This is a genomic window from Pseudomonas sp. S3_A03, from assembly GCF_054668275.1.
Genome location: NZ_CP162753.1, coordinates 1,559,624 through 1,583,379 on the forward strand (window position 1 = coordinate 1,559,624; position 23,756 = coordinate 1,583,379).

A 23,756-nucleotide genomic window follows, 5' to 3' on the forward strand; every position below is an offset into this window, starting at 1 on the left:
CTACACATGCTGTTTTGCCCTATCGTTGAGGCCGCAGATGATGCCGAAATTTATCCAGATAATCGCTTGTATACTGTCCGCTCGAAATGACCAGCCCTGAATACCGGTTATCAATATCGCGATGATCGAAACCAGCGCCGCCGCGGAAGCATTGTTAATCGACACACCGACATGCCTTTTTATCGTATTTTTGTGCAGCTTGTAGACACTCCATATAAGCAGTAAATAGCTCACAATGCCCAGCAACCCCGTCTCGGACATGACCAGCAGGTACATATTATGGGCGGGGTACCTGAAGCTCTGCGAGGCGCCGAACTCATCGTATTTATCCATCACATCAACAAAATTATTCCACCCCACGCCAATAATCGGATGGGCGACAAACATATTCAGGGCAATCTTGGCCAAAATCAGCCGGGAGGTGGTACTCGACTCTGGCGCATCGAAAAATCGGGCGTAGAGATTTTCCAAGTTATAAATGGCACCGGCCATGATGACCAGGGCAAACACCAGCGAGGTATAGATGATCTTTTTGTTTCTTAAAATAGAACGTCCATTGGGCCGCTTGAAGTAGAACAGGCACAGCCCGACCACAAAAAAATACAACACAATTTGAGTTCTGGAGTAGGTCAGGCAAATCACCACAAAACCCGCCGCGATGGCGCTTATATACAGCAACCTGCCGCGCCCATTCACTGCGCCATACACGCAAAATGGCAACAACAGTACCGTGAACAACGATAACAAGGCGGGGTGTCGTAACGTACCGGTCACTCGGGTAATGCCGTTCTCCACGAACAGTTCTTTGACCTGTTGAGCATCCTCGGTCACATCTCCGGTTGCCAATTGATAAGCCGCATACAGCGTCTCAAACAGAATTAACAGCGCCGCCACCCGGGTGAATTTATCCATCGATTTCGCATCATGGAAAACCGACCGCACCACCAGAAACAAAACAATGATTTTCCAATGGCGAACGATTTCGTACAGCGTGAAACTCACCGCTTCCGAATTAATGATCGACACAGAAGACAGCACCACAAAAAAAATCGCCAGGGTGGTGATTCTGTCGATCTTGATTTTCTCCAGATTGATTTTTTTACTGAAAAAAACAATGGATACCAAAATCAGCAAAAGAAAAATATCGTAAGGCGCAACCGACAGTTCTGCGCCACCCAGGTGTATCTCCGCCCCGGTCAGCCGATACCGCAAGTTAAATGCCGTAGCCACCAAGAGCAGCGGAAACAAAAAATAATTTATCAGCGCGGTTACTCGCATTTCAATGCTCGCGAATAAACGGACCCGGACAATCTTTTACCTATCTCAATACACGGCACTTCAAGCCATTTATGAACCGCCCATGAAACACCATACGTCAGCCCTATCGAGAGCAGGATCAACACCCCCACCCGATCATTACTGAGATAACCGCATTTCCTCGCCACTATCAGCACCCCATCGATAATCAGAATATGCATCAGATAGGTGGGGTATGACATCCCGCCCAACCTGAGCAACACAGGGTTCCTAAACGGCATTTTAAACAGTGCCAACCACCGGCCGAGCACTGGCGGGTTAAGTTTGCCATTCAACTTGAACGCTATCGCTACTATTGCCCATAACGCAATCGAGGCAAAACTGGCGAACGAACGGGTAATCAGACCCACCGACACTACAATGCCCATGATCAACATCGCGTTACGCCATTCGCCCTCATCGCGACGAAACAGATCGTGGGTCAACATGCCGATCATGAAAACCGGTAACTTGATTAATATGAAACTGCCATAAGAGAAGGTCAGGCCGGAATATGCCAGCAGTAAAAACGCCAACACCGCCACCGTCACCAGCAGTTCCTTGGCGCGCCCAAATGCAAAAGCGGCGACCAACACAGGGGCGATCAGATAAAACTGCCATTCGAGGGTGAGGCTCCAGGCCGGCGCCAAAAACGCATCACCTGCGTGGGGTAGCCATTGATCCGGGATCACGCCCTGAAGTAGCACCAGACAAGGCAACAGGTACGCCGTGATATTACCCGCGATACTTGCCCAATACTGTTCAACTGCCGCTGCTTGGGCTGGCGTGTTCCACGGCAGGTCCATGCGGACACTCATCCGTTCATTGAATAACAGCGCGGCAAGCGCGATGGCCAATAGATAAATCGGGATGATCCTGAACGCACGTCGAATAATGTAAGAACGGTAGCCGTTGCTTTTGCCGCTCAACGCCATCGCGATAAAAAAACCGCTCAAACAAATAAAGATATCTACCGGGATAGCGGTCGCCAATAGAACCTTATCAATCAATGCAGGAACGTGCCCCATGGCGGGACGAAAGCAAGAGTAGAGGTGCCCAAATACAACCCACCACGCCATCACCCCACGAATGGACTCGAGTTCTACGTAGAAGCCCTGTTTATTTGCTATGGCCATCTTTCTCTCAACTATCAATCGGATAAAAACTACCTGTATTCAACAAAACACAGGCCTGTCTCTCTTCCGTGGCCAGGTCCCAGGCGCAGACAGTGCGTCATACAAACTTGAAAAACCCACGCTACCGCCCCAGGGTTTAGCGTCATTCCCTGAGAACCCCATATTCATGACGGCGTGTATTTATATCAGCCCGCCCCACAGGCCTTAATTAACATCCGACTTATATTCATACGTATAGTAACCATACGCACCGTACCCGTATTTCGCCGAGGCTCTTTTTTCAATACCGTTCAAGATAGCGCCTTTCAAGTTAACCCCATTCTGGGCGAACCGACGCATGGTGAGTTCTATTTCCCGGGCGGGGTTAAAACCGAACCGCGCCACAATCAAGTTCGTTCCTGACTGGCGCCCTACAATCGCCGCATCGGTGACCGCCAACAATGGAGGGGTATCCAGGATGACCAAGTCATACTGTTCACTGACCTGCGATAGCAGTTCCGTGAAGTTTCGATGCATGAGCAATTCCGACGGGTTAGGCGGTATTTGCCCACGGCTGATAAAGTCAAAATGTTCGATCGCAGTTTTATGAATGGCCGTTGTCAGATCGCAGCGCTTGGTGAGCACATCGGAAAGCCCATTGGCGCTGGAGGTTTTCATGACTTTATGGATGTAGCCTTTTCGCATATCAACATCGATGACCAACACGCGCAGGCCTGTCTGAGCGATCACGGCTGCCAGATTGACCGACACGAAGGTCTTGCCCACTTGTGGGCTCGGACCGGAGATCATCAGGCGATTGTTGCTGGCTTCGTGCATCGCAAAATGCAGGCTGGTGCGCAAGCTGCGCAGCGCTTCAATCGCCAGGTCCGTGGGATGGTTGATGGCCAACAACCCGCCACTGCGAGCAGGGCGTTTTTGCGTAGCGGTAGGTTGTTCTTCCAGGTCTTTTTGAAGCGTGCTGTAGGGTATGGAGGCATAGACCGCAAGCCCCAGTTTCTCAATAGCCTCCGGGCTTTCTATGCCTCTGTTCAAGGCTTTGCGCAACAGCACCAGCACCACCGCCAGGAATAAGCCCAGGAACGTTGCGACCAGAACAATCAACACTTTCTTGGGTTTGACCGGTTTGATGAGGTTCACATCCGCCGCATCGATCAAACGCACATTACCCACCGTGCCCGCTCGCATCACGTCGAGTTCCTGGGACTTGTTGAGCAGCTGCGTATAGATCGCCGTGCCGACCTCGACATCGCGGTTCAGGCTGAGCAGTTCTTGCTGTGTCGAAGGAAGGTCCTGGACCTTCTCGGACAGCCTCTGTTGCTTGCTGCTCAACTCACCGATCTGCGCGAGCAATGCACGATAGGCCGGATGCTGGCGGGTGAATTTGCGGTCCATCTCGGCTTGCTGGAGTTTCAACTGAGAGATGGCCGTATCCAGCGACACAATCTGGTCCAGGATCGCTTTGGTTTCCAGGCTGATGTCCACCGACTTTGTGCGCGTCTGGTAGGCGTTGAGCGCATTGCCGGCCTTTTCCAGGTCACTTTTGACCTGAGGTAATTGCTCTTTCAAAAACTCCAGGCTTTGCGCCGCCTCAGCCGAAGTACGTTGCACATTCTGTTCGACATAGAGCGCAGAAATCTTGTTGAGGATTTTTACCGCGAGTTCCGGCTCGGTACTCTCTAACGCCAACCCGATAATGCCCGATTCTTTTCCGCGCTCAGTGACATCCAGCGCCTCCTGATAATCCAGAATGCTGGTCAATCGAGGTTTGCGCACGATGCTGAACCGAGTCCCCGGATTGGCCTGTAGCGCTTCAACGAAGAGCGCAACGCCATGCTGCTCGACAGCCTCGCCCACCTGCCCTTGCGCCAGAAGTTCATCATCGTCATCGAGCAATGTGAACGCCCCGCCCTCACCCGTAATGAAGGTCAGTTTTTTGGCGAGCAAGTTGGGCGGCAGGTCCAGGTGGGTTATTTTCAGCAGCTCGCCTCCCCACGCGTAACGGGTCAGGCCCAACCATGGGCTAGAGACTTCACCCGGGTTGGTATTTTTAAAACGCCGCGCAAGAAAACCGCCGATCACGGGAAAGTACTCAGGCTCGATCAGGATGGCGAGTTTGAGTTCGTCCACGGTCTTGCCGATCACTGCACGTGACTTGATCAGTTCAATTTCGGTCGCGGACGGCGACTCTTTTCCGAGCATGCTGCTGACGTCGGAGAAACCCAGCAAATCGTTCTTTTTGGCCTCGACCTGCAACAACGCATTCGCTTGGAAAACCGGCGTCGCCAGCACCGCATAGGCCCCCCCGTCAGCATAAACGCGCCCGTAATCGCTGCAATCAACCCTTTATGGTCGATCAGTGTTCCAAACAGACCAAGGAGATCAATCTCGTCGGCGTCGTCTTCTCGTAGGGTGGCTACTGGCACTTGCTGCATAAGTCGGATTCTTTGCCTTAATACGATTCAAGAAAGGGGGTTGTCACTTTGCTAGACGCAGCGCCCACGCGTTTACCGCTTCTTCGATCAACGCATACGCGTGTACAAAGGCAGGTTTACCTTGACGGTAGGGGTCTCTGATCTCTCGGTCGCTTTGCCACTTCCCCAGCATCAACACCTTGCCTCGCGCTTCGGGGGCCATGCCGAGCACGCCGCGGATGTGCTTTTGTTCCATCACCAGAATCAGATCAGCCTCGGTGATCGCCTGGGGCGCGAGTTGAGTCGCCTGGTGCACGTTGGGCGTATGACCATGCGCCGCCAGCACCGCAAGCGCCGTCGATTCGATGGGCTCGCCAACCAATGCGGACAGGCCGGCGGAACTCACTTCGATATCGGAACGAGTGAGTGCCTCACGCAACAGATGCTCCGCCATAGGGCTGCGACAAATATTGCCGACACAGACAATCAACACTCTTTTAAGCAAGATAATTTCCCCGTCTTTTCAACTTTGGCGGTGACGTCGCACTTGCCGAACATAAGAGTTTTTAACCACGTACAAGCCTGCCATCGACAGGCACAGAAACAGCAAAGCCCGCTTTACAACTTCAACGCGGTACTTATTTATCACGCCCCTTGGGCGGCACCCAAGTTTTTAAACGGACAAAAAATAACACGGCGCCTGCTCGGACACTTATTTGTTATTAATACCCGCCACCGACAATTTCTAACATTCACGCACTGCCGGCGTTAGTTCGATCAACATGACACGACGAACAGTCAATAACTAACGCAACGCGTGGCATCCGAGTGCCGGCTGAACAGGCTCACCGCCATAAGGACATCCCATGACCGCAACGACAGAGTTCGCCGCCAAAGCCTGGTATCTGGTTCAGTGTAAAGCCAGGCAGGATGAACGCGCCGAAGCGCATCTGCAGCGCCAGGGCTACACCTGCTTTCGCTCCATCTGCACACGTGAGCGCCTGTTAAAAGGCGAGCGTCGGGTCATGACTGAATCGCTGTTCCCCGGTTATCTGTTTATTCAGTTGAGCTCGCAGGACAGTTGGAGCCCTCTGCGCTCCACGCGTGGGGTTTCGCGCATCGTCGCATTTGGTGGTGATCCACTGCCGGTGGGCGATGAACTGGTCGACGAATTGCAGCGACGCAATCACCAGCCCCTTGTGACACCGCTGTTGGCTCCTGGGGAGAACGTGCGTATCAATGAAGGGCCATTTGCTGAACTCGAGGGCGTATTCCTGGGTATGACAGGCGAGGAACGCGCGATTGTGCTGATCAATCTCCTGCACCGCGAGCACCGGGTCGGCTTGCCGCTCAACGCAGTCAAAAGCCTTGACTGAACGCCCACCATCAGCCATTTACAAGCACACTTCGTCAACTTCAAGCGTGTGTCGTACACGTCGAAAACAACCCGAGTCGGCCTAGCCGACTAAAAATAACATTCCAGTACTTTTTTACCCTCGCATAATAAAGTGCCCCCTGGATGCAACAGCGAGGGGACGGCCATGAACACATCAAAGTTACTGGTAGAGCGTATTGGCCTATTCCCTTCTTCGGGAAATATTCATGTCGAGGTCAATAACTCGACGCATGTCGTTGAACGCATGCACGTGTTATATGCCGACAACTCCCTGGACAGCGATGAGTCGTGCACGGGCTTGTCCATGGTTTTTGCCGACTGGCGTTTCAAGTTGCAGGTCAGTGACGCCCTGTCTGTATGCCTGTGCGTGGAAAGTCGCGGCGACAGCCACTACCTGCAGGTCAAGACCGCAGAGTTGCTGGCCCACATATCCGACACCCGGGAGCGCACATGAGCGTCCAGGGTGGGCGACACCCTTGCCGGCATACACACTAAATGCATTTATCTGATCAAATGGCGCCTACATGATTCTATTTTTTAATAATGAGGATAGAACCAAACGGCATTTTACACAGCCATTCGCTGCCCCTACCTTGAACGAGCATGACCGACCCCCTACCCGGCGGAGGTGTTGATCACCCTACTCGACAAGGACAGACCATGAGCATCGAATTCATCGGCTATATCGGCGGCCACCATGCGTCCGAGATCCACCCGCACAGCGGCCCTACCCTGCAACCGGATTACGTGGAAACCGTGGCCCGCGCCCACGAAGAGGCCGGTTTCGACCGCGCGCTGGTGGCCTTTCATTCCAACAGCCCGGACAGCACGTTGATCGCCGCCCACGCTGCCAGCGTGACGAAAAAACTGCAATTTCTCATCGCTCACCGTCCGGGTTTCGTCCAGCCGACCCTCGCGGCGCGCCAGTTCGCCACGTTCGATGTGTTCAACGGCGGGCGTACCGCCGTGCACATCATCACCGGGGGCGATGACCGCGAACTGCGTGCCGATGGCAGCCATATCGGCAAGGACGAACGCTACGCGCGCACCGACGAATACCTGAGCGTGGTGCGTCAGGAATGGACCGCCGAGCAGCCCTTCGATTTTGCCGGCACTTACTACCAGGTCGAAGGCGCGCACTCCACGGTGAAGTCGCCGCAGCAGCCGCATATTCCGTTGTATTTCGGCGGTTCGTCCACTGCCGCGATTGAGGTGGCCGGCAAGCATGCCGATGTGTACGCGCTGTGGGGCGAGACCTATGAGCAGGTGCGCGAGGTGGTGACCCAAGTGCGTGCCGAAGCGGCCAGGCATGGGCGCACGATTCGCTTCAGTTTGTCGCTGCGCCCGATCCTGGCCGAGACCGAAGAAGTGGCGTGGGCGCGCGCCGAGAACATCCTGCAACGGGCCACCGCGCTGGCCGAGCAGAATGGCTTTGTACGCCGCGAACCACCGAATGAAGGCTCGCGCCGTTTGCTCGCGGCGGCGGCACAAGGCGCGCGGTTGGATAAGCGTTTGTGGACAGGCATTGCCGGGCTGCTCGGGGCGCAAGGTAACTCCACCTCACTGGTGGGCACGGCCGAGCAAGTCGCTGAGGCGCTGGTGGATTACTACGACTTGGGAATTACCACGTTCCTGATCCGTGGGTTCGATCCGCTCAATGATGCGATTGAGTACGGCAAGCAATTGATCCCCCTCACCCGCCAGCTGATTGCACAACGCGAACAGGCCAGGCAAGTCGCGTAAGCAAGAACACTACAAACCAATGTGGGAGGGGCAAGTCGAATCGTCGCACCGCCCCTCCCACTTTTTAACTGCATTTCAAGGTTGGGATTTGAGGAAGGTGGCGATCAGTTGATTGACCCGCTCCGCCGCTTCCAACTGCACCATATGCCCCTGCCCCGGCACGATCTCCACCTGGGCCTCCAGCCCCTCGGCATGCCCGGCCGGGATGATTGCATCGTCACTGCCCCAGATCACCAGGCTCGGTTGTCGAGCCACCACGGCGCGCAGATCCAGTCGCTGCCGCCCACCGTCAAACAGCTGGGAATTGAGCTGCTGCAACGCCTGATCCACCCCTTCCAACCGTTTGAATTTGAGCATGTCCTCCAGCATCTGCCGGGTGACCAGCGCCGGGTCGCTGAACAGTTGGGTCAGTTGCGGCTTGAGCGCATTGCGGTTATTCGCAGCGGTAAAACCTTGCAGGTAATCGCCATTGATATCCGCGCCAAGCCCGGCGCTGGCAATCAGGATCAAGGAAGCAACCCGTTGCGGCGCCTGGCTGGCCAGCGTCAGGCTGACCAGCCCACCCATGGAGTGCCCGGCCAGGTGCACGCGGTCGAGCTTGAGGTGATCAAGCAACGCCAGCACCGCCTGGCTCAGTTCTTCGGCATCACCCGTTTGCAACTGCTTACCCGACTCGCCATGCCCCGGCAGGTCCAGGGCGATCACCCGGCGCTCGGCGGCCAGGGCCGGTTGGTTGAACAGCCAGTTGTTCAAGTCGCCACCAAACCCGTGTACCAGCACCAACGGCGTATCGCCTTCGCCCAGGTCCAGATAGCGCAGCAAGCGCCCGCCTATCTCGACCTTCTGCGCGCTCGGGCCGCTGGCTTCGGATTCGGCGGCGGTGGAGACGAACCCCGCGTTGAAACTGTCGATCACCGCATCAATCTCGGCGTCCGTGGCCTCGCCCTCCACCACGATCCCGAGCAAGGCGCCCACCGGCAGGGTTTCATCGCTCAAGGCCAACACCCGGCGCAACACGCCACTGAACGGCGCCTCGACGCTGCTGGAAATCTTGTCGGTTTCCACGTCCAGCACTTCTTCGCCCTTCTCTACCCGATCACCGGGTTGCTTGAGCCAGACGTCGATGCGACCTTCGGTCATCGACAGCCCCCACTTGGGCATGGTCAAGGTGTGGATCATGCGGCAGTCCTCTTGTCGGCGATTTTCAGCACGGCGGCTTCGATCTTCGCGGCATTGGGGATGTACAGGTCTTCCAGGGCATCGGAGAACGGCACCGGCGTGTGCGGCGCGGTGACCATCTCGATCGGCGCCCGCAGGAATGCAAAGCCTTGCTGCGCCACCAGCGCACTGATGTCGGTGGCGATGGAGCAGCGCGGGTTGGACTCGTCGATCACCACCAGGCGCCCGGTTTTCTCCACACTTTCCAGAATGCTGTCTTCGTCCAGCGGGCTGGTGGTGCGCAGGTCCAGCACTTCGCAGTCGATGCCTTGGCGCGCTAGGTTGGCGGCGGCTTCGAGGGCGATATGCACCATGCGCCCGTAAGTCACCAAGGTCACGTCGCGGCCTTCGCGCACAAAGTTGGCTTCGCCGAACGGCACGGTATACAGCTCTTGCGGCACCTCGCCTTGCAGACTGTAGAGCATCTTGTGTTCGAGGAAGATCACCGGGTCGTTATCGCGGATCGCCTGGATCAACATGCCCTTGGCGTCATAGGGCGTGGACGGGCACACCACCTTGAGGCCGGGAATGTGCGTCCACATCGACGTGAGCATCTGCGAATGCTGGGCGGCGGCGCGCAGGCCGGCACCGTACATGGCGCGGATCACCAGCGGCGTGGTGGTCTTGCCGCCGAACATGTAGCGGAACTTGGCGGCCTGGTTGAGCAACTGGTCGAGGCAGCAGCCGATAAAGTCGACGAACATCAATTCGCACACCGGGCGCATGCCACGGGTGGCGGCGCCGACGGCCATGCCCACGTAGCCGACCTCGGACAACGGTGCATCGAGCACGCGCTCGGGAAATTCCGGATACAGGCCCTTGGTCACCCCGAGCACACCGCCCCAGGCGTCCTGCTCGCCGGGGGAACCGGTGCCGCCGGATACGTCCTGGCCGATGATGAACACGCTCTGGTCGCGGCGCATTTCCTGGGCCAGGGCTTCGTTGATTGCCTGCTGATAGCTGATTTTGCGAGCCATGAAATTCTCTCCGAAATTTATTGTTATTAGCGGTAGGCGACGTAGACGTCACTGAGCAGGTCGGCGGCCTGGGGCTTGGGATCGGACTTGGCCAGGCGCACCGCGTCTTCGATCAACTGGGCGACCTCGCCGTCGATGCGCTCGAACTGCCCGGCGTCAAGCCAACCTTCGGCCTGGCAACGCGTGCGAAACAGCACCAGGCAATCCTGGGATTCACGCAGTTTTTTCACTTCGTCCACGCCGCGATAAGTTTGCGCATCGCCTTCGAAGTGGCCGTAGAAGCGGCTCAACTTGACCTCCACCAGCGTCGGCCCCTCGCCGTTGCGCGCACGTTCTACCGCAACGCCCAAGGCTTGGTGCACGGCAAAAAAGTCATTGCCGTCGACGATGACGCCGGGCATGCCAAACCCCACGGCGCGCTCGGCGATGTCCTTGCACGCCACCGACCAGCCGGAGCCGGTCGCTTCGGCATAGCCGTTGTTCTCGGCGACGAACAGGCACGGCAGTTTCATGATCGCGGCCAGGTTCATCGCCTCGAACACCGCACCTTCGTTGGAGCCGCCGTCGCCGAAAAACGCCACGGCCACGCCCTGGCTGCCCTTGAGCTTGGAGGCCAGCGCTGCACCGGCGGCCAACGGCGCACCGGCACCGACAATGCCGTTGGCGCCGAGCATGCCCTTCTCCTGATCGGCGATGTGCATGGAGCCGCCCTTGCCGCCGCACACCCCGGTTTTCTTGCCATAGATTTCGGCCATCATGCCGAACACGTCCACGCCCTTGGCGATGCAATGGCCATGGCCACGGTGGTTGGAGGCGATACAGTCGTCATCGTTGAGGTGGGCCATGACCCCGGCGGCACTGGCTTCCTGGCCGGCATACAAGTGCACGAAACCGGGGATCTCGCCGGTGGCGAACTCCACGTGCAGGCGCTCTTCAAAATCACGGATGGTGCGCATCACGGTGTAGGCATGCAGCAATTGATCGGTGGACAGGTGAGTGGACATCTTGTTGTTCTCCGGTTGTCTCGACACACAGAAGGCTGGCTGCGGCCAGCTGTAAGCCCCTCAGCACAGCCTGTGCCAAATCATCAAAAAACCTGGCAAAGCCTTGATCCAGAGCAGTGCCGCGCGGTTGTGCGCAGGCTGCGCCACAGCACAGAATGAGACCGGCCATTGCAGCGTGCAGGCTGTGTCTCAGCGCGCGTGAGACGCAGCGTCTCACCCCGAGCCCTTGGTCAGGGCGCTCTTGTTCCGCTGTGCCCGTGGGCGCTTAATGGCGGGCATAACAACAAAGATCGAGAACCGGAGGCCTTATGCTCGCCGTGAACTCCAGAGAGCACGTCGACTGCGTCAGTCGCGTGGTCCGCAATGCCGAACGCCTGCCCCAGGCGCCGGTGCCGTCGTTGATTTTCGATTCATGGCGCCGCTCCATGGAACAACACCATCTGGACCCTGGCTCGCTGCAAGGGCCGCGCATCCTCACCGAACCCCTGCTCAAGGAATGCCGCGAACGCGCCGAGCTGTTCATGCGCATTGCAAGCGAAGCCGTCGGCCAATTGCACCACCGCGTGCGCCAGGCCGATTACTGCGTGATGCTCACCGACGCCCAGGGCCAGACCATCGACCACCGCGTGGACACGGCGATTCGCAGCGACTGCCGCAAGGCCGGCCTGTACCTGGGCACCTGCTGGTCGGAAGCCGAAGAAGGCACCTGCGGCGTGGCCACGGTACTCACCAGCAAAGCCGCCGTGACCGTGCACAAGCGCGACCACTTTCGCGCGGCGTTCATCGGCCTCACCTGCTCCGCCGCGCCGATCTTCGACCCCCAGGGCAACCTGTTGGGCGTGATGGACGCCTCGGCGCTCAAGTCCCCGGATGACCGGCGCAGCCAGCACCTGGTGCGGCAGATGGTGGCGCAGAGTGCCCAGGCCATCGAGAACGCCTTCTTCATGCACAGCGCCCGCCAGCACTGGGTGTTGCAGGCGCACAGCACGCCGGGCTATGTGGACAGCCAGCCCGACCTGCTGCTGGCATGGGACCAGGACGGGCGCCTGCAGGCCTTGAACAGCAAGGCGCGCCAGGCCCTGCGCCTGCGCTTTGGGCAGGTGCCGGAGCATATCGGCGAGGTGTTCGACCTGGATGCGTTGCGCGCGGTCACCGACCAATCGACCCAGCAACTGCGCTGGCTGGGCGAGTCGCAAGCCCTGCACGCAAGGGTCAACACGCCACGACGCGCACCGGCGCGAGCGATATCCCACAGCCAGGTCGACCCGCGCGTGGAAGAGCATCTGCGCCTGGCCGTGCGGGTCAAGGACCGTAACCTGCCGGTGCTGGTGCAGGGGGAAACCGGCGCGGGCAAGGAGGTTTTCGCCCGCCAGGTGCATGAGCGCAGCGCCCGGCGGGACGGCCCCTTTGTGGCGGTGAACTGCGCGGCGATTCCCGAAAACCTGATCGAAAGCGAGCTGTTCGGCTACGTGGCCGGGGCCTTCACCGGGGCCTCCAACAAAGGCATGCCTGGGCTGTTGGTGCAGGCCGATGGCGGCACGCTGTTCCTGGATGAAATAGGCGACATGCCACTGGCCTTGCAAACACGCTTGCTGCGGGTGATGGCCGAGGGCGAAGTGGCGCCACTGGGCGGGGCCAAGACCCGCACCGTGGATATCCAAGTGATCTGCGCCAGCCATCGCGACCTGGCGGCGCTGGTCAGCGAGGGACACTTTCGTGAAGACCTGTACTTTCGCCTGGGCTGCGCGCGTTTCTGCCTGCCGCCCTTACGCGAGCGCACCGACAAACTGGCGTTGATCAACCGGCTGCTGGAGCAAGAGGCGCGCACCAGCGGCGTGTCGCTGGGCATCGGTCAGGCCGCGCTGGAACGGCTGCTGGGTTATGCCTGGCCGGGCAATGTGCGGCAACTGCGCCACGCGTTGGCGTATGCCTGCGCGGTGTGCGAAGGCGGCACGGTGCAACTGGCGGATTTACCGGTGCAAGTACGGGGCGAAGCGCAGCTTGAGGCACCGGCCGAACAGAGCGTCAGCCCGGAACGCCAGAGGGTGTTGGATGCGTTGATTCAACATCGCTGGAAGCCGTTGCCGACGGCGCAGGCGCTGGGGATTTCACGTGCGACGCTTTACAGACGGGTGAACCAATTGGGCATCGACATGCCCGGCAAGACCACCTGACACAACGCGGCCAACCCTGTGGGAGGGGCTTGCCCCAACGCCAGTCAATTAAGGGCGAACACTGGACCTGTGGCGAGGGGGGCTTGCTCCCGATGAGGGCGTGTCAGTTGATGATCTGTGGCTGACCCACCGCTATCGGGAGCAGCCCCCTTCCACATTGGATCGAGCGGGCCTTCAGGAATCAGCGGTAGACAAGGCCGCCGTCGATCAGTGGTGCCTGGCCGGTCATGTAGTCCGAATCCGGCCCGGCCAGGAACGCCACCAACCCCGCCACATCTTCCGGCGTTTGCGCGCGGCCCAGGGCGATGCCGTCCACGTATTTCTTGTAAGTCGCGCCAACTTCAGCCCCGGTGATCTCGGCCATGCGCCGGTCGATCTCGACCCACATGTCAGTGCCCACCACACCGGGGCAATAGGCATTCACCGTGATCCCGGCGCTTGCCAGCTCCTTGGCCGCCGCCTGGGTCAGGGCGCGCACGGCGAATTTGGTGGCCGAATACACGCCCAGCAAAGCAAAGCCTTCGTGGCCGGCGATGGAGCATGCATTGATGATCTTGCCCTTTTGCTTGAGCGCCTTGAATTTGTTGCCGGCGGCCTGGATACCCCATAGCACGCCCTGCACATTGATACCCAGGGTGCGCTCGACCTGCTCCGGGCTTACCTCCAGCAGCGAATCGATCTGCGCCACCCCGGCGTTGTTGACGATAATGTCAAAGCCGCCCAAGGTCTGGTGCGCATGCTCCACCGCCGCCACCACCTGGTCGCGCTTGGACACATCGGCGATGAACACCGAGGCCTTGCGCCCCAGCGCGACGATTTCAGCCGCCACGGCTTCGAGCTTGGTGCCGTTGATGTCCACCAGGGCGATATCCGCACCGTCCCGTGCCAGGCGCAGGGCAATGGCCCGGCCAATCCCCTGCCCGGCGCCGGTGACCAGCGCAACGTTGCCTGCAATACCCATGACGATCTCCTGCAATGATAAGGGAAGCCTTGTCTATCGCAGGCGCACGCCGGGGTGTCGAGGCGCGAGGGCAATGGCGTGGCGACTGAGACGGGCCGTCTCAGCGCGCGAATGATCCTGGCGAACTTGTAAAAGTGCGCGCCAATGCCTAGCTTATGCGCCCCCCGCCCTGCGCTTTAAGGCCCTGCCCCATGGTTTTGCGTTTTCGTCCTGTCGTCACGTCACGTTTGGCCCTCGGCCTGCTGCTCAGCGGTGGTATCGGCAATAGCCTCGCGGCAGACCTCGAACTGCCGGCGGTGAAGGTCCAGGGCCAGGATGCGTCGGGCTACCGCGCGGACACCGCTTCGGTCGGCGGCTTTACTGAAGCGCCGCTGCTGGACACCCCGGCCTCGATCACCGTGCTCAACGCCGCGCTGATCAAGGATCAGCAAGCGCGCCTGCTCAGCGAGGTACTGCGCAACGACGCCTCGGTGGGCGACAGTTATGCGCCGATCGGCTACTACGAAAACTTCGTGGTGCGCGGCTTTTCGTTGAATGCGGCCAGCAGCTACAAGATCAACGGGCGCACCATTACCGGCGAGCAGAACGTCGCCCTGGAAAACAAGCAGCAGGTCGAGGTGCTCAAGGGCCTGGCGGGCCTGCAAAGCGGCATTTCCGAGCCCAGCGGCGTGATCAACTATGTGACCAAGCGCCCCGAAGATGTGCGCTCGGTGACGCTGGCCACCGATGATCGCGGCAGCGGCTATATCGCCACCGACGTCGGTGGCTGGTTCGGCAGCGAGCAGCAAATGGGCCTGCGCGCCAACGTCGCCCATGAAGACCTCAATGCCTATGTGGAACACGCCAACGGCCAGCGCGACTTTGTGTCCCTGGCCTTCGACTGGAACATCAGCCCGGACGCCGTGCTGAAACTCGACGCCGAATACCAGAGCAAACAGCAACGCTCGGTGCCGGGTTACCAATTGCTCGGTGGCACCGAAGTGCCACATGGCGCCTCGCCGAAGAAGCTGCTGGGCCATCAGAGCGGGTCCAAGCAGGTCGGCATCGACTCGCTGAACCTCAACGGCAGTTTCGAGTACCGCTTCAGTGACCAGTGGTCGGGCAACGTCAGCGCCGCGCGCAGCAAGGTGGTGATCGATGACTACAGTTCGTTCGCCTGGGGCGGTGACACCAGCGGCGTCGGCAATACCTTCACCCCGCAGGGCAACTACGACATCTACGACTACCGCAGCCCCGACGACACCCGCCGCGACGATGAAATGCAGGCCGCCATGACCGGCCTGTTCGACGCCGCCGGCCTGGGCCATGAACTGACCTTCGGCACCAGCGCGTTTCGCCGGGTGATCGACAAGCGCACGGCGATCAACGCGTGGCTCGGCAGCGGCAACATCGACGCCGATGCGCCGACATTCGCTCCCGCCGATGCCCCTCTCAACGACAGCCACCGTGCCCTCGACAGCCGCCAGTACGGCCTGTTCGTCACCGACCGCATCCGCTTCAACGAGCAATGGCAAACCATTCTTGGCGGCCGCGAAGTGCGCCTGGATGAAACAGCCTTCGACGGCACTGGCAACCAGGCCCGCCATACCCGGCAATATGTGTTCCTGCCCCAGGCCTCGCTGATTTACCAGCCGATTGCAAACATCTCGCTCTACACCAGTTACAACAAGGGCCTGTCCCTGGGCGGCACCGCGCCGTGGTTTGCAACCAATAAGGACACAACCCTGGCCCCGACCACCTCCCGGCAGATCGAAGCCGGGGTGAAATACGACTGGCGCCGCATCAGCTTCGCCGCCGCCGTGTTCCAGACCCGCCAGGCCTACCAGTACGCCAGGCCCGACGGCGGGGCCCTCTTCACCTACGTGCAACAGGGCGAGCAGAAAAACACCGGGCTGGAACTGTCGGCCAATGGCTGGGCCACCGAGCGTCTGCAGATAGCCACCAGCGTCGCGGCGATCCGCGCACGGGTGAGCGGCAGCGGCACACCGGCCTATGAAGGGCACCAGGCGATCAACGTACCCAAGCTGCGCGCCAGTGTGTACGCCGACTACGCGTTACCCTGGGTCAACGGGCTGGCCGTGTTGGGCGGCGTGCAATACAGCGCCAAGAAGTACGCCAACCGCAGCGGCAACGTGCAGGTGGGGGATTACGCAGTGGTGAATGTCGGCAGCCGTTACACCACCCAAGTCGACGGTTATGAAACGGTGTTTCGCCTGAGCGTCGACAACCTGTTCGACACGCGCTATTGGCGCGACGCCGGCGAGTACATGGGCGATGACTACCTGTTCCAGGGCGCGCCGCTGACGGCGCGCCTGAGTGCCTCGGTCAACTTCTGAACACTCGCGGCGTAGCCAGGCACAGCGCCGCCAGCCCACAGACCAACAAGCTCCAGCCCAGGTCCTGCGCCCAGGCCACCAGGGTCAGGCCGGCACCGATCGCCAGGTAATACAGCAAACCGAACACCGCCGCCGCCGTGCCCAAACGGTCGCGGTACGCCATTAGCGCGGCACCGAGCACGTTGGGGATCGCCATGCCGAACGCCAACACCACCAGCAGCATCGGCATGACGAATAACCACGTGTGTTGCAGCGCCAACACCAACAGGCTGCCCAACACCGCGACACCGGCGGCGGTCAGCACCAATTGATCGCCGTTCATGCCCCGCTTGAGCAGCGCTTTGTTCAGCCACGCCCCCAGCCCCGAGCCCATGGCCAACAGCACCCCGCTGTAGCCGAACGCGGCAGAGGACAACCCCTGTTGCTCGAAGATGAATGGCGCCACGCTGTAATACGCGAACAAGGCCACATTGAACGCCGCTACCAGCCCGACCGAACACCAGATGCCCAAGTCCTTGAACATCAGGCCCAGCGTCTTGTGCATTGAGGTGGTGGGCAGCGACGCCGGGCGCGTTTCCGGCAAGGCCCAGACGCACCAGCCCCACAGCAGCAACACCAGCGCCAACAAACCGCAGAGCATGCCGCGATAGCCGAACGACTGCACTAACGCCGCGCCGCTGAACAGACCAATCGCCGGGCTGGCGGCCATGGCGATGCCCACCACGGAAAACACCTGAGCCAACTCCGGCCCGTGAAAGCGGTCGCGCAACACCGTTTGCGTGACCACCGACGCCACCGCGGCACCAAAGGCCGCCAATGCCTGGGCCAGGAGCAGGCCGGTGAAGGTGCTGACGCTCAACGCCAACACCGAAGCGCCCGCGTAGATCGCCAGCCCGACCAGCATGACCGGGCGGCGCCCAAGGTGGTCACACACCCGCCCCCACACCACAACGCCCAGGGCAAAGGCCAGGAAATACACCGACAGCGTCTGCCCTGCACGCTCCGGCCCCACCGCAAAAGCCTGGCCGATATCGCCGAGGGCGGGGCTGTAGAGGGTCTGGGCCAGTTGCGGAAACATCAGCAACGCCACCGCCAAGACCAATAGATTTTTGAGAGCCATCGACGTGTCCTTCCAGAAAAGTAATGGAAGGATTTTAAACAGCGCCCAATGGACTATTATCCAAACTTCGACAACTTATCGATGAAATCGGACAACCTATGGCCTGGCTCGCCGCCGACGCTTCTTTCGATCCCGACCGCCTGGCTGCGCCGGTTATCGGGATCGCCGCCCTCTTGGGTGAGCATGATTCCGGGCTGCACCAGCACCAGCGTGGGCAACTGCTGTACACCCGCGAGGGCTGCACGCGCATCCATCTGGACAACCAGCTATGCCTGCTGCCGCCCACCCGTGCCGCCTGGATACCCTGCGGCCTGCCGCACCGTGCGGTGATGCAGCAGACCGTGGATTATCGTTCGGTGTACCTGAACCCTGCCCTGGCGCAGCAGTTGCCTGCCCAGGTTCGGGTCATCGAGGTCAGCCCATTGCTGCGGGCAGTGTTGGAACCGATGGCGATGGCGGCCTTCGATACCGATTGGTCCTCTGGCCGATATGCTCATCTGCTGGCGCTGTGCCTGAGCGAGATCCGCGATGCCGCCGAACAACCGATGCTGCTGCCCCTGCCACGGGACAAACGCCTGGCCCCGTTGATGAACAGCCTCGACACCTTGCCGCCCTCGTTGCAGGCCCTGGAACAACAGGTGGGCGCCAGCGCCAAGACCATCGGCCGGATCTTTCAACGGGAAACCGGCCTGGGGTATCAGCAATGGCGCCAGCAATGGCGCCTGATGCGGGTGATCGAACTGCTCGCCACCGGGCGCAGTATCAGCTACTGCGCCTTTGAACTGGGTTTTACCAGCGACAGCGCGTTGATCGCCTTTTTCAAGCACATGACCGGCACCACGCCACGGGGCTATTTCAAAGCCCGTTAGTGGCTTACTTGGGCATCTTGCGAAAACCCACCGCCAGGCGGTTCCAGCTGTTGATGGTGGCGATCGCCACGCTCAGGTCGATCTGTTCCTGAGCGCTGAACTCGGCGGCCAGCGCGTTGAAATCTTCGTCGGGGGCATGGGTGTGACTGATCAGGGTCAAGCTCTCGGCCCAGGCCAGCGCAGCACGTTCACGCGGGGTGAAAAACGGCGTTTCACGCCAGGCCGACAAGGTGTACAGGCGACGCTCGGTCTCGCCGCCCTTGCGCGCATCGGCGGTGTGCATGTCCAGGCAGAAGGCACAGCCGTTGATCTGGGAGACCCGCAGGCGGATCAGTTCCAACAGAGGCAGCTCGATGGACAGTTTGCCGACGGCGGCTTCCAGGGCGAGCATGGCTTTCATGGCGTCGGGCGAAGCGGTGTAGAAGTCGGTACGGGGTTGCATGGTGATACTCCTCAAGGGTGATAACTGGGGGCTAGGTTAGCCAGCGGTGAGGGCGCGAGAAATAGCCAATTCCAGCGAAGATGAGGTGACCAATGGCGCCGGTTTTTTCGCGGCCATATCGGTTTGTGTGCCTAACTCGCGCGCCGTAAGAGGTACCCCCACAGAGGCATATCCCCACGCGCGGGTCGCGCTCTACCATGCCGACCACGGAGGCTCCCATGCTTACTCATCCCAACATCGTCCTGACCCTGCGCCGTCATCATCTGTTCAGCCAGCTCCCGGAAAAAACCTTCCAGGATGTGTGTACGCTGGCCAATCTCAAGCGCCTGCCCAACCACACCCCGCTGATGCACCAGGGCGACCCGGCCGAGCGGTTCTTCCTGCTGGTCAGCGGCCAGATCAAACTGCACCGCGTCACCGGCGAAGGCCAGGAGCACCTAGTGGAAGTCATCCATCCCGGCCAGACGTTCGCCGAAGCCCTGCTGTTCACCCAGGCCAAGACCTATCCGGTCAGCGCCACCGCGCTCAAGGATTGCGTGCTGGTGAGTATCGAGGGCCAGCACTACCGACGCGCCCTGGAAGACCAACCGAAAATCTGCCTGGCGATCCTGGCCAGCATGAGCATTCATTTGCACCAACGCCTCAAGGACATCGACACCCTGACCCTGGCCAATGCCAGCCGCCGAGTGATCAATTTTATGTTCCAGGAGCGCGACAACCTCAGCGGCGACGTGGTGTTGCAAGTGCCCAAGCGCCTGGTGGCATCGAAGCTGGGCATCCAGCCGGAGACGTTATCGCGGATCCTGCACCGGCTGGTGGACAGTGGCCTGATCGAAGTACAGCGGCGCACCATCCGCATCCTCAGCGAGGACGGGTTAATGGCCTATCAAGCCAACTGATATCCCCACCAGCAATACCAGCAGCCAACCCCAGCCCAACAGCAGCGCACGCCACCGCCGAGGCGCATGCCGCAGTTCCATGAAACCGTCGACAATCACCCACGCCTTGACCACCGCCAGCAGCAAGACGGCCCACCCGCCGCCGGAAGCACCCGCCAGGACCGTGCCCACGCTCAACCCGACCAACCCCAGCCAACACGCCACCAACCCCCAAAAAGCCGTCATCGCGCCCTCACCCCATCACATACACCACGGGAAACAACACCACCCACACCAGATCGACCATGTGCCAATACAACACGCCGGACTCCACGCCACCGACCGAGAGGCCCCCACGCCAACAGCCCAGCGCCAGCCACCCCAGAATCAGCATTCCCAGCAGCACATGCAGGAAATGAAAGCCGGTGAGTACCCAGTACAAGGTAAAAAACCGGCTGTGCTCCATCCCCAACCCGGCAGCGGCCAGGTGGCCGTACTCGGCCAGTTTGATCAGCGCATACAGCAACGCCGCCAACAACGCCGCCACGAATAAGCCGGCGCCGCGCCTTGGGCAGCCCTGGCGTACCTGCTGCAGCGCCAATGCCGCGAGCAACCCGGCGGTCAGCAGGCTCAGGGTCATCGCCAGCCCGGTAGAGGTGTCCAACTGCGCATGGCCTTCGGCAAAGACCTGCGGGGCCAACAGCCGGGCGGTGGCAAACGCGAGGATCAGCAGCGCAAATACAGTCAGTTCGGCGAGGATGAACAACCACATCGCCAGGTCCCCAGGCAAGCGTCGGGGCTCAGGCAAAGTGCACATCCACCACGTCCATCAGCGCCGCGACGGTGTGAGGGTCATCACTCAGGGCTTGGGCCAGGCACGCCAGGCAGGCGTCGCGCGGCGGCATGCCCGCAGCGATCAGGCGGGCGGTGAAGATCAGCAGGCGTGTGGAGGCAACCTCCTCCAAGTCGTGTTGGTCGAGACGGCGCAAGGCCCGGCCCAACCGCACGACCTCACCCGCCAGCGCGGTGTCCACCTGGGCCTCACGGGCCACGATGTGCGTTTCCAGTTCCGCCGCCGGGTAGTCGAAACGCATGGCGACAAAGCGTTGGCGGGTGCTGGGTTTCATGCCCTTGAGCAGGTTCTGGTAACCGGGGTTATAGGACACCACCAGCATGAACGACGGCGGTGCCTTGACCACCTCACCGGTGCGTTCCAGGTACAACTCGCGGCGATCATCGGCCACCGGGTGCAGCACCACGGCGGTGTCCTGGCGCGCTTCCACCACTTCGTCCAGGTAGCAGATGCCGCCTTCGCGCACGGCGCGGGTCAGTGGGCCGTCCTGCCACCAGGTGCCCTGGGTGCCGATGAGATGGCGACCCACCAGGTCGGCGGCGCTCAAGTCGTCGTGGCAAGCCACGGTGTACAGCGCCAGGTTGAGACGGTGCGCCATGTGCTGCACGAAACGGGTTTTGCCGCAGCCGGTGGGGCCCTTGATCAGCACCGGCATACGGTGGTGCCAGGCGTGTTCAAACAGCTGCTGTTCGTTGGCCAGCGGTTGATAGAAAGGCTCAGTCATTAGCGTTTTCCAAAGCGGGTTTGACCGCCACGCTAAGGGCGCCTGCGACAACCTGGCAAGCGCTACCCGAGGCAAACTTGATCGCCGTCAAGCGAGCATTGCAACGCTGCGCCATAGTCTGGCCGGGCACTAAGAACCTGCGCCCCGCACCCTGTTGTGCGGCATCGCAAAGGTCTTGCCTGAGGAGTAAATGGAATGCTGACTCGCAACCGAACCACCTTCATCCCGAGCCTCGCCGCACTGAGTTGCGCGCTGGCCCTGGCACTGCCCTTGTCCGCCCATGGCAACACACAACCCGCGCTGATAAAGACGGCGGGCGCGCCGGATATGAGCCAGGCCGATTTCGATACGTCCAAGCAGATTTATTTCGAACGCTGCGCCGGTTGCCACGGTGTGCTGCGCAAAGGCGCCACCGGTAAACCGCTGACGCCGGACATCACCCAGGCCCGTGGCCAGGCCTACCTGGAAGCGCTGATCACCTACGGTTCCCCCGCCGGCATGCCGAACTGGGGCACCTCCAACGCGCTGACCAAAGCACAGATCACCAGCATGGCCACCTTCATCCAGCACACCGCGCCCACGCCGCCGGAATGGGGCATGGCCGAGACCCTGAAGACCTGGAAGGTGCTGGTCAAACCCGCCGACCGACCGAAGAAACAGCTGAACATGCTCAACCTGGAAAACCTGTTTTCCGTGACCCTGCGCGACGACGGCAAGATCGCCCTGGTCGATGGCGACACCAAGCAGATCGTCAAGCTCATCGACACCGGCTACGCCGTGCACATCTCGCGGATCTCGGCGTCGGGGCGCTACCTGCTGGTGATCGGCCGCGACGCCAAGATCGACATGATCGACCTGTGGCCCGCCGAGCCGACCAAGGTCGCCGAAATCAAGGTGGGCATCGAAGCGCGCTCGGTAGAGACGTCCAAGTTCAAAGGCTATGAAGACACGTATGCGATTGCCGGTTCCTATTGGCCGCCGCAGTTCACCATCATGGACGGCGAAACCCTGGAGCCCAAACAGATCGTCTCGACCCGCGGCATGACCGTGGACAAGCAGGAGTACCACCCCGAACCGCGCGTGGCGGCGATCATTGCCTCCCATGAATGGCCGGAATTTATCGTCAACATCAAGGAAACCGGCAAGGTGATGCTGGTTAATTACCAGGACATCAAGAACCTCACCATCACCACCATCGACGCCGCGCCGTTCCTGCATGACGGCGGTTGGGACAGCACCCATCGCTACTTCATGACCGCTGCGAACAATTCCAACAAGGTCGCGGTGATCGACTCCAGGGAGCGCAAGCTCACCGCCCTGGTGGACGTGGGCAAGACCCCACACCCAGGGCGTGGCGCCAATTTTATCCACCCCACCTATGGGCCGGTGTGGGCCACCAGCCACCTGGGCGACGGCGGCATTTCGGTGATCGGTACCGACCCGGTCAAGCACGCGCAGTACGCCTGGAAACAGGTCGAATCGCTCAAGGGCCAAGGCGGTGGTTCGCTGTTTATCAAGACCCATCCCAACTCCCATCACCTGTACGTCGACACCACCCTGAACCCCGACACCAAGCTGAGCCAATCGGTGGCGGTGTTCGACATAAACCAGTTGGACAAGGGCTACAGCGTACTGCCGATCGCCGAGTATTCGGGGATCAAGCAAGGCGCGCTGCGCGTGGTGCAACCGGAATACAACAAGGCCGGTGACGAGGTGTGGTTCTCAGTGTGGAACGGCCAGACCGAAGAGTCGGCGCTGGTGGTGATCGACGACAAGACCTTGAAGCTCAAGCAGGTGATCAGGGACAAGCGCCTGATCACGCCCACCGGAAAATTCAATGTCTACAACACCCAACACGACATTTATTGAGCCCCATCAACACGAGGTCTCCCCATGAAAAATAGGCTTCTGGCACTGCTGGTATCCGCCGCCGCGCTCAGCCTGCAACCGGCGCTGGCGCAAGACGGCCTGGCGTTGTTCAACAGCAAACCCTGCGCCGCCTGCCACAGCGTCGACAGCAAGCGGGTCGGCCCGGCGTTGAAAGACGTCGCGCAAAAGAACACCGGTGTGAAGGACGCCGCCACCACCCTGGCCAGCCATATCAAGAACGGCACCCAGGGCAATTGGGGGCCGATCCCGATGCCGCCGAACCCGGTGACGGACGACGAAGCCAAGGTGTTGGCCGAGTGGATCCTGAGCCTGAAATAAGCACGAGGAG

General features: G+C 60.4%; 21 protein-coding genes and 1 pseudogene. 9 read left to right on the forward strand and 13 right to left on the reverse strand.

The features are described from left to right. The 4 genes and pseudogenes from AB4O25_RS06880 to AB4O25_RS06895 all read right to left on the reverse strand — a co-directional run bounded on the left by AB4O25_RS06880 (nt 1) and on the right by AB4O25_RS06895 (nt 5,297). The gene (locus tag AB4O25_RS06880; RefSeq protein ID WP_017527331.1) at nt 1-1,278 is read right to left on the reverse strand and encodes an O-antigen ligase family protein; all 1,278 of its coding nucleotides are present in this window, start codon (nt 1,276-1,278) and stop codon (nt 1-3) included. Then, on the reverse strand, nt 1,269-2,432 hold the full coding sequence (locus AB4O25_RS06885) for an acyltransferase family protein (protein WP_068935810.1): 1,164 nt from the start codon (nt 2,430-2,432) through the stop codon (nt 1,269-1,271). Before AB4O25_RS06885 ends, AB4O25_RS06880 begins: the two co-directional genes overlap by 10 nt. Nucleotides 2,433-2,636: 204 nt before the next feature. Next, nucleotides 2,637-4,864: pseudogene (locus tag AB4O25_RS06890) on the reverse strand (polysaccharide biosynthesis tyrosine autokinase). A gap of 43 nt (nt 4,865-4,907) precedes the next feature. Then, nucleotides 4,908-5,297 carry a low molecular weight protein-tyrosine-phosphatase gene (locus AB4O25_RS06895; protein WP_420712911.1) on the reverse strand — a complete coding sequence of 130 codons (390 nt, stop codon included), beginning with the start codon at nt 5,295-5,297 and terminating at the stop codon, nt 4,908-4,910. A 412-nt stretch (nt 5,298-5,709) separates the two neighbouring features. On the opposite strand from AB4O25_RS06895, the gene rfaH reads away from it, so the two are divergent. From rfaH to AB4O25_RS06910, 3 genes are all read left to right on the forward strand, one after another. Continuing rightward, nucleotides 5,710-6,219, forward strand: a complete 510-nt coding sequence (gene rfaH / locus AB4O25_RS06900) for a transcription/translation regulatory transformer protein RfaH (RefSeq protein WP_068935806.1) — start codon at nt 5,710-5,712, stop codon at nt 6,217-6,219. Nucleotides 6,220-6,384: 165 nt separating this feature from the next. Further along, the gene (locus tag AB4O25_RS06905) at nt 6,385-6,693 is read left to right on the forward strand and encodes a phosphomannomutase (protein ID WP_223271478.1); all 309 of its coding nucleotides are present in this window, start codon (nt 6,385-6,387) and stop codon (nt 6,691-6,693) included. A 206-nt stretch (nt 6,694-6,899) separates the two neighbouring features. After that, a complete protein-coding gene (locus tag AB4O25_RS06910) occupies nt 6,900-7,982 on the forward strand; it encodes an LLM class flavin-dependent oxidoreductase (RefSeq protein ID WP_460150688.1) in 1,083 nt (360 codons plus the stop codon). 75 nt (nt 7,983-8,057) lie between these two features. On the opposite strand, the gene AB4O25_RS06915 is transcribed toward AB4O25_RS06910, so the two are convergent. The 3 genes from AB4O25_RS06915 to AB4O25_RS06925 are packed head-to-tail and all read right to left on the reverse strand — an operon-like array spanning nt 8,058 to nt 11,181. Beyond that, nucleotides 8,058-9,161 (reverse strand): acetoin dehydrogenase dihydrolipoyllysine-residue acetyltransferase subunit, encoded by a 1,104-nt coding sequence (locus tag AB4O25_RS06915; RefSeq protein WP_460150689.1) that lies wholly within the window; start codon nt 9,159-9,161, stop codon nt 8,058-8,060. Next, entirely contained in the window at nt 9,158-10,177 is a 1,020-nt protein-coding gene (locus AB4O25_RS06920) for an alpha-ketoacid dehydrogenase subunit beta (protein ID WP_017527323.1), read from the reverse strand. Before AB4O25_RS06920 ends, AB4O25_RS06915 begins: the two co-directional genes overlap by 4 nt. 26 nt (nt 10,178-10,203) lie before the next feature. Next, entirely contained in the window at nt 10,204-11,181 is a 978-nt protein-coding gene (locus AB4O25_RS06925) for a thiamine pyrophosphate-dependent dehydrogenase E1 component subunit alpha (protein WP_017527322.1), read from the reverse strand. A 308-nt stretch (nt 11,182-11,489) separates the two neighbouring features. Here AB4O25_RS06925 and AB4O25_RS06930 point away from each other — a divergent pair, with 308 nt between their 5' ends. Next, entirely contained in the window at nt 11,490-13,355 is a 1,866-nt protein-coding gene (locus AB4O25_RS06930; protein ID WP_460150690.1) for a sigma-54-dependent Fis family transcriptional regulator, read from the forward strand. Nucleotides 13,356-13,536: 181 nt separating this feature from the next. Here AB4O25_RS06930 and AB4O25_RS06935 read toward each other — a convergent pair whose 3' ends face one another. Next, complete coding sequence (locus AB4O25_RS06935) at nt 13,537-14,316, reverse strand: acetoin reductase (protein WP_017527320.1); 780 nt, start codon at nt 14,314-14,316, stop codon at nt 13,537-13,539. Between the two features lie 191 nt (nt 14,317-14,507). On the opposite strand from AB4O25_RS06935, the gene AB4O25_RS06940 reads away from it, so the two are divergent. Then, complete coding sequence (locus AB4O25_RS06940; protein ID WP_460150691.1) at nt 14,508-16,652, forward strand: TonB-dependent siderophore receptor; 2,145 nt, start codon at nt 14,508-14,510, stop codon at nt 16,650-16,652. On the opposite strand, the gene AB4O25_RS06945 is transcribed toward AB4O25_RS06940, so the two are convergent. Continuing rightward, complete coding sequence (locus AB4O25_RS06945) at nt 16,642-17,772, reverse strand: MFS transporter (RefSeq protein ID WP_460150692.1); 1,131 nt, start codon at nt 17,770-17,772, stop codon at nt 16,642-16,644. The two genes, AB4O25_RS06940 and AB4O25_RS06945, sit on opposite strands and share 11 nt — an antisense overlap. A gap of 98 nt (nt 17,773-17,870) precedes the next feature. Here AB4O25_RS06945 and AB4O25_RS06950 point away from each other — a divergent pair, with 98 nt between their 5' ends. After that, nucleotides 17,871-18,641 carry an AraC family transcriptional regulator gene (locus AB4O25_RS06950; RefSeq protein WP_460150693.1) on the forward strand — a complete coding sequence of 257 codons (771 nt, stop codon included), beginning with the start codon at nt 17,871-17,873 and terminating at the stop codon, nt 18,639-18,641. Between the two features lie 4 nt (nt 18,642-18,645). On the opposite strand, the gene AB4O25_RS06955 is transcribed toward AB4O25_RS06950, so the two are convergent. After that, a complete protein-coding gene (locus tag AB4O25_RS06955; RefSeq protein WP_017527318.1) occupies nt 18,646-19,083 on the reverse strand; it encodes a carboxymuconolactone decarboxylase family protein in 438 nt (145 codons plus the stop codon). Nucleotides 19,084-19,301: 218 nt separating this feature from the next. On the opposite strand from AB4O25_RS06955, the gene AB4O25_RS06960 reads away from it, so the two are divergent. Further along, nucleotides 19,302-19,982 (forward strand): Crp/Fnr family transcriptional regulator, encoded by a 681-nt coding sequence (locus AB4O25_RS06960; protein ID WP_065878749.1) that lies wholly within the window; start codon nt 19,302-19,304, stop codon nt 19,980-19,982. Here AB4O25_RS06960 and AB4O25_RS06965 read toward each other — a convergent pair. From AB4O25_RS06965 to AB4O25_RS06975, 3 genes are read right to left on the reverse strand one after another with little or no spacing between them, the layout of a single operon-like run. Further along, entirely contained in the window at nt 19,959-20,207 is a 249-nt protein-coding gene (locus AB4O25_RS06965) for a cytochrome C oxidase subunit IV family protein (protein ID WP_017527316.1), read from the reverse strand. The two genes, AB4O25_RS06960 and AB4O25_RS06965, sit on opposite strands and share 24 nt — an antisense overlap. A gap of 7 nt (nt 20,208-20,214) precedes the next feature. After that, complete coding sequence (locus tag AB4O25_RS06970; RefSeq protein ID WP_026067224.1) at nt 20,215-20,778, reverse strand: cytochrome c oxidase subunit 3; 564 nt, start codon at nt 20,776-20,778, stop codon at nt 20,215-20,217. Further along, on the reverse strand, nt 20,762-21,538 hold the full coding sequence (locus AB4O25_RS06975; protein WP_017527314.1) for a CbbQ/NirQ/NorQ/GpvN family protein: 777 nt from the start codon (nt 21,536-21,538) through the stop codon (nt 20,762-20,764). Before AB4O25_RS06975 ends, AB4O25_RS06970 begins: the two co-directional genes overlap by 17 nt. A 195-nt stretch (nt 21,539-21,733) precedes the next feature. On the opposite strand from AB4O25_RS06975, the gene AB4O25_RS06980 reads away from it, so the two are divergent. Both AB4O25_RS06980 and AB4O25_RS06985 read left to right on the forward strand, forming a co-directional pair. After that, nucleotides 21,734-23,407, forward strand: coding sequence for a cytochrome D1 domain-containing protein (locus AB4O25_RS06980; protein WP_460150694.1), 1,674 nt, complete (start codon nt 21,734-21,736; stop codon nt 23,405-23,407). A 24-nt stretch (nt 23,408-23,431) separates the two neighbouring features. Next, the gene (locus AB4O25_RS06985) at nt 23,432-23,746 is read left to right on the forward strand and encodes a c-type cytochrome (protein WP_068935796.1); all 315 of its coding nucleotides are present in this window, start codon (nt 23,432-23,434) and stop codon (nt 23,744-23,746) included. Nucleotides 23,747-23,756: the final 10 nt, after the last annotated feature.

Coding starts and splice junctions, on each gene's coding strand:
- AB4O25_RS06910 (WP_460150688.1), top strand. CDS start 6,900: ATGAGCATCGAATTCATCGGCTATATCGGCGGCCACCATGCGTCCGAG.
- AB4O25_RS06935 (WP_017527320.1), bottom strand. CDS start 14,316: ATGGGTATTGCAGGCAACGTTGCGCTGGTCACCGGCGCCGGGCAGGGG.
- AB4O25_RS06975 (WP_017527314.1), bottom strand. CDS start 21,538: ATGACTGAGCCTTTCTATCAACCGCTGGCCAACGAACAGCAGCTGTTT.
- rfaH (WP_068935806.1), top strand. CDS start 5,710: ATGACCGCAACGACAGAGTTCGCCGCCAAAGCCTGGTATCTGGTTCAG.
- AB4O25_RS06945 (WP_460150692.1), bottom strand. CDS start 17,772: ATGGCTCTCAAAAATCTATTGGTCTTGGCGGTGGCGTTGCTGATGTTT.
- AB4O25_RS06980 (WP_460150694.1), top strand. CDS start 21,734: ATGCTGACTCGCAACCGAACCACCTTCATCCCGAGCCTCGCCGCACTG.
- AB4O25_RS06950 (WP_460150693.1), top strand. CDS start 17,871: ATGGCCTGGCTCGCCGCCGACGCTTCTTTCGATCCCGACCGCCTGGCT.
- AB4O25_RS06965 (WP_017527316.1), bottom strand. CDS start 20,207: ATGACGGCTTTTTGGGGGTTGGTGGCGTGTTGGCTGGGGTTGGTCGGG.
- AB4O25_RS06895 (WP_420712911.1), bottom strand. CDS start 5,297: ATGGCGGAGCATCTGTTGCGTGAGGCACTCACTCGTTCCGATATCGAA.
- AB4O25_RS06940 (WP_460150691.1), top strand. CDS start 14,508: ATGGTTTTGCGTTTTCGTCCTGTCGTCACGTCACGTTTGGCCCTCGGC.
- AB4O25_RS06960 (WP_065878749.1), top strand. CDS start 19,302: ATGCTTACTCATCCCAACATCGTCCTGACCCTGCGCCGTCATCATCTG.
- AB4O25_RS06920 (WP_017527323.1), bottom strand. CDS start 10,177: ATGGCTCGCAAAATCAGCTATCAGCAGGCAATCAACGAAGCCCTGGCC.
- AB4O25_RS06885 (WP_068935810.1), bottom strand. CDS start 2,432: ATGGCCATAGCAAATAAACAGGGCTTCTACGTAGAACTCGAGTCCATT.
- AB4O25_RS06925 (WP_017527322.1), bottom strand. CDS start 11,181: ATGTCCACTCACCTGTCCACCGATCAATTGCTGCATGCCTACACCGTG.
- AB4O25_RS06905 (WP_223271478.1), top strand. CDS start 6,385: ATGAACACATCAAAGTTACTGGTAGAGCGTATTGGCCTATTCCCTTCT.
- AB4O25_RS06955 (WP_017527318.1), bottom strand. CDS start 19,083: ATGCAACCCCGTACCGACTTCTACACCGCTTCGCCCGACGCCATGAAA.
- AB4O25_RS06930 (WP_460150690.1), top strand. CDS start 11,490: ATGCTCGCCGTGAACTCCAGAGAGCACGTCGACTGCGTCAGTCGCGTG.
- AB4O25_RS06970 (WP_026067224.1), bottom strand. CDS start 20,778: ATGTGCACTTTGCCTGAGCCCCGACGCTTGCCTGGGGACCTGGCGATG.
- AB4O25_RS06985 (WP_068935796.1), top strand. CDS start 23,432: ATGAAAAATAGGCTTCTGGCACTGCTGGTATCCGCCGCCGCGCTCAGC.
- AB4O25_RS06880 (WP_017527331.1), bottom strand. CDS start 1,278: ATGCGAGTAACCGCGCTGATAAATTATTTTTTGTTTCCGCTGCTCTTG.
- AB4O25_RS06915 (WP_460150689.1), bottom strand. CDS start 9,161: ATGATCCACACCTTGACCATGCCCAAGTGGGGGCTGTCGATGACCGAA.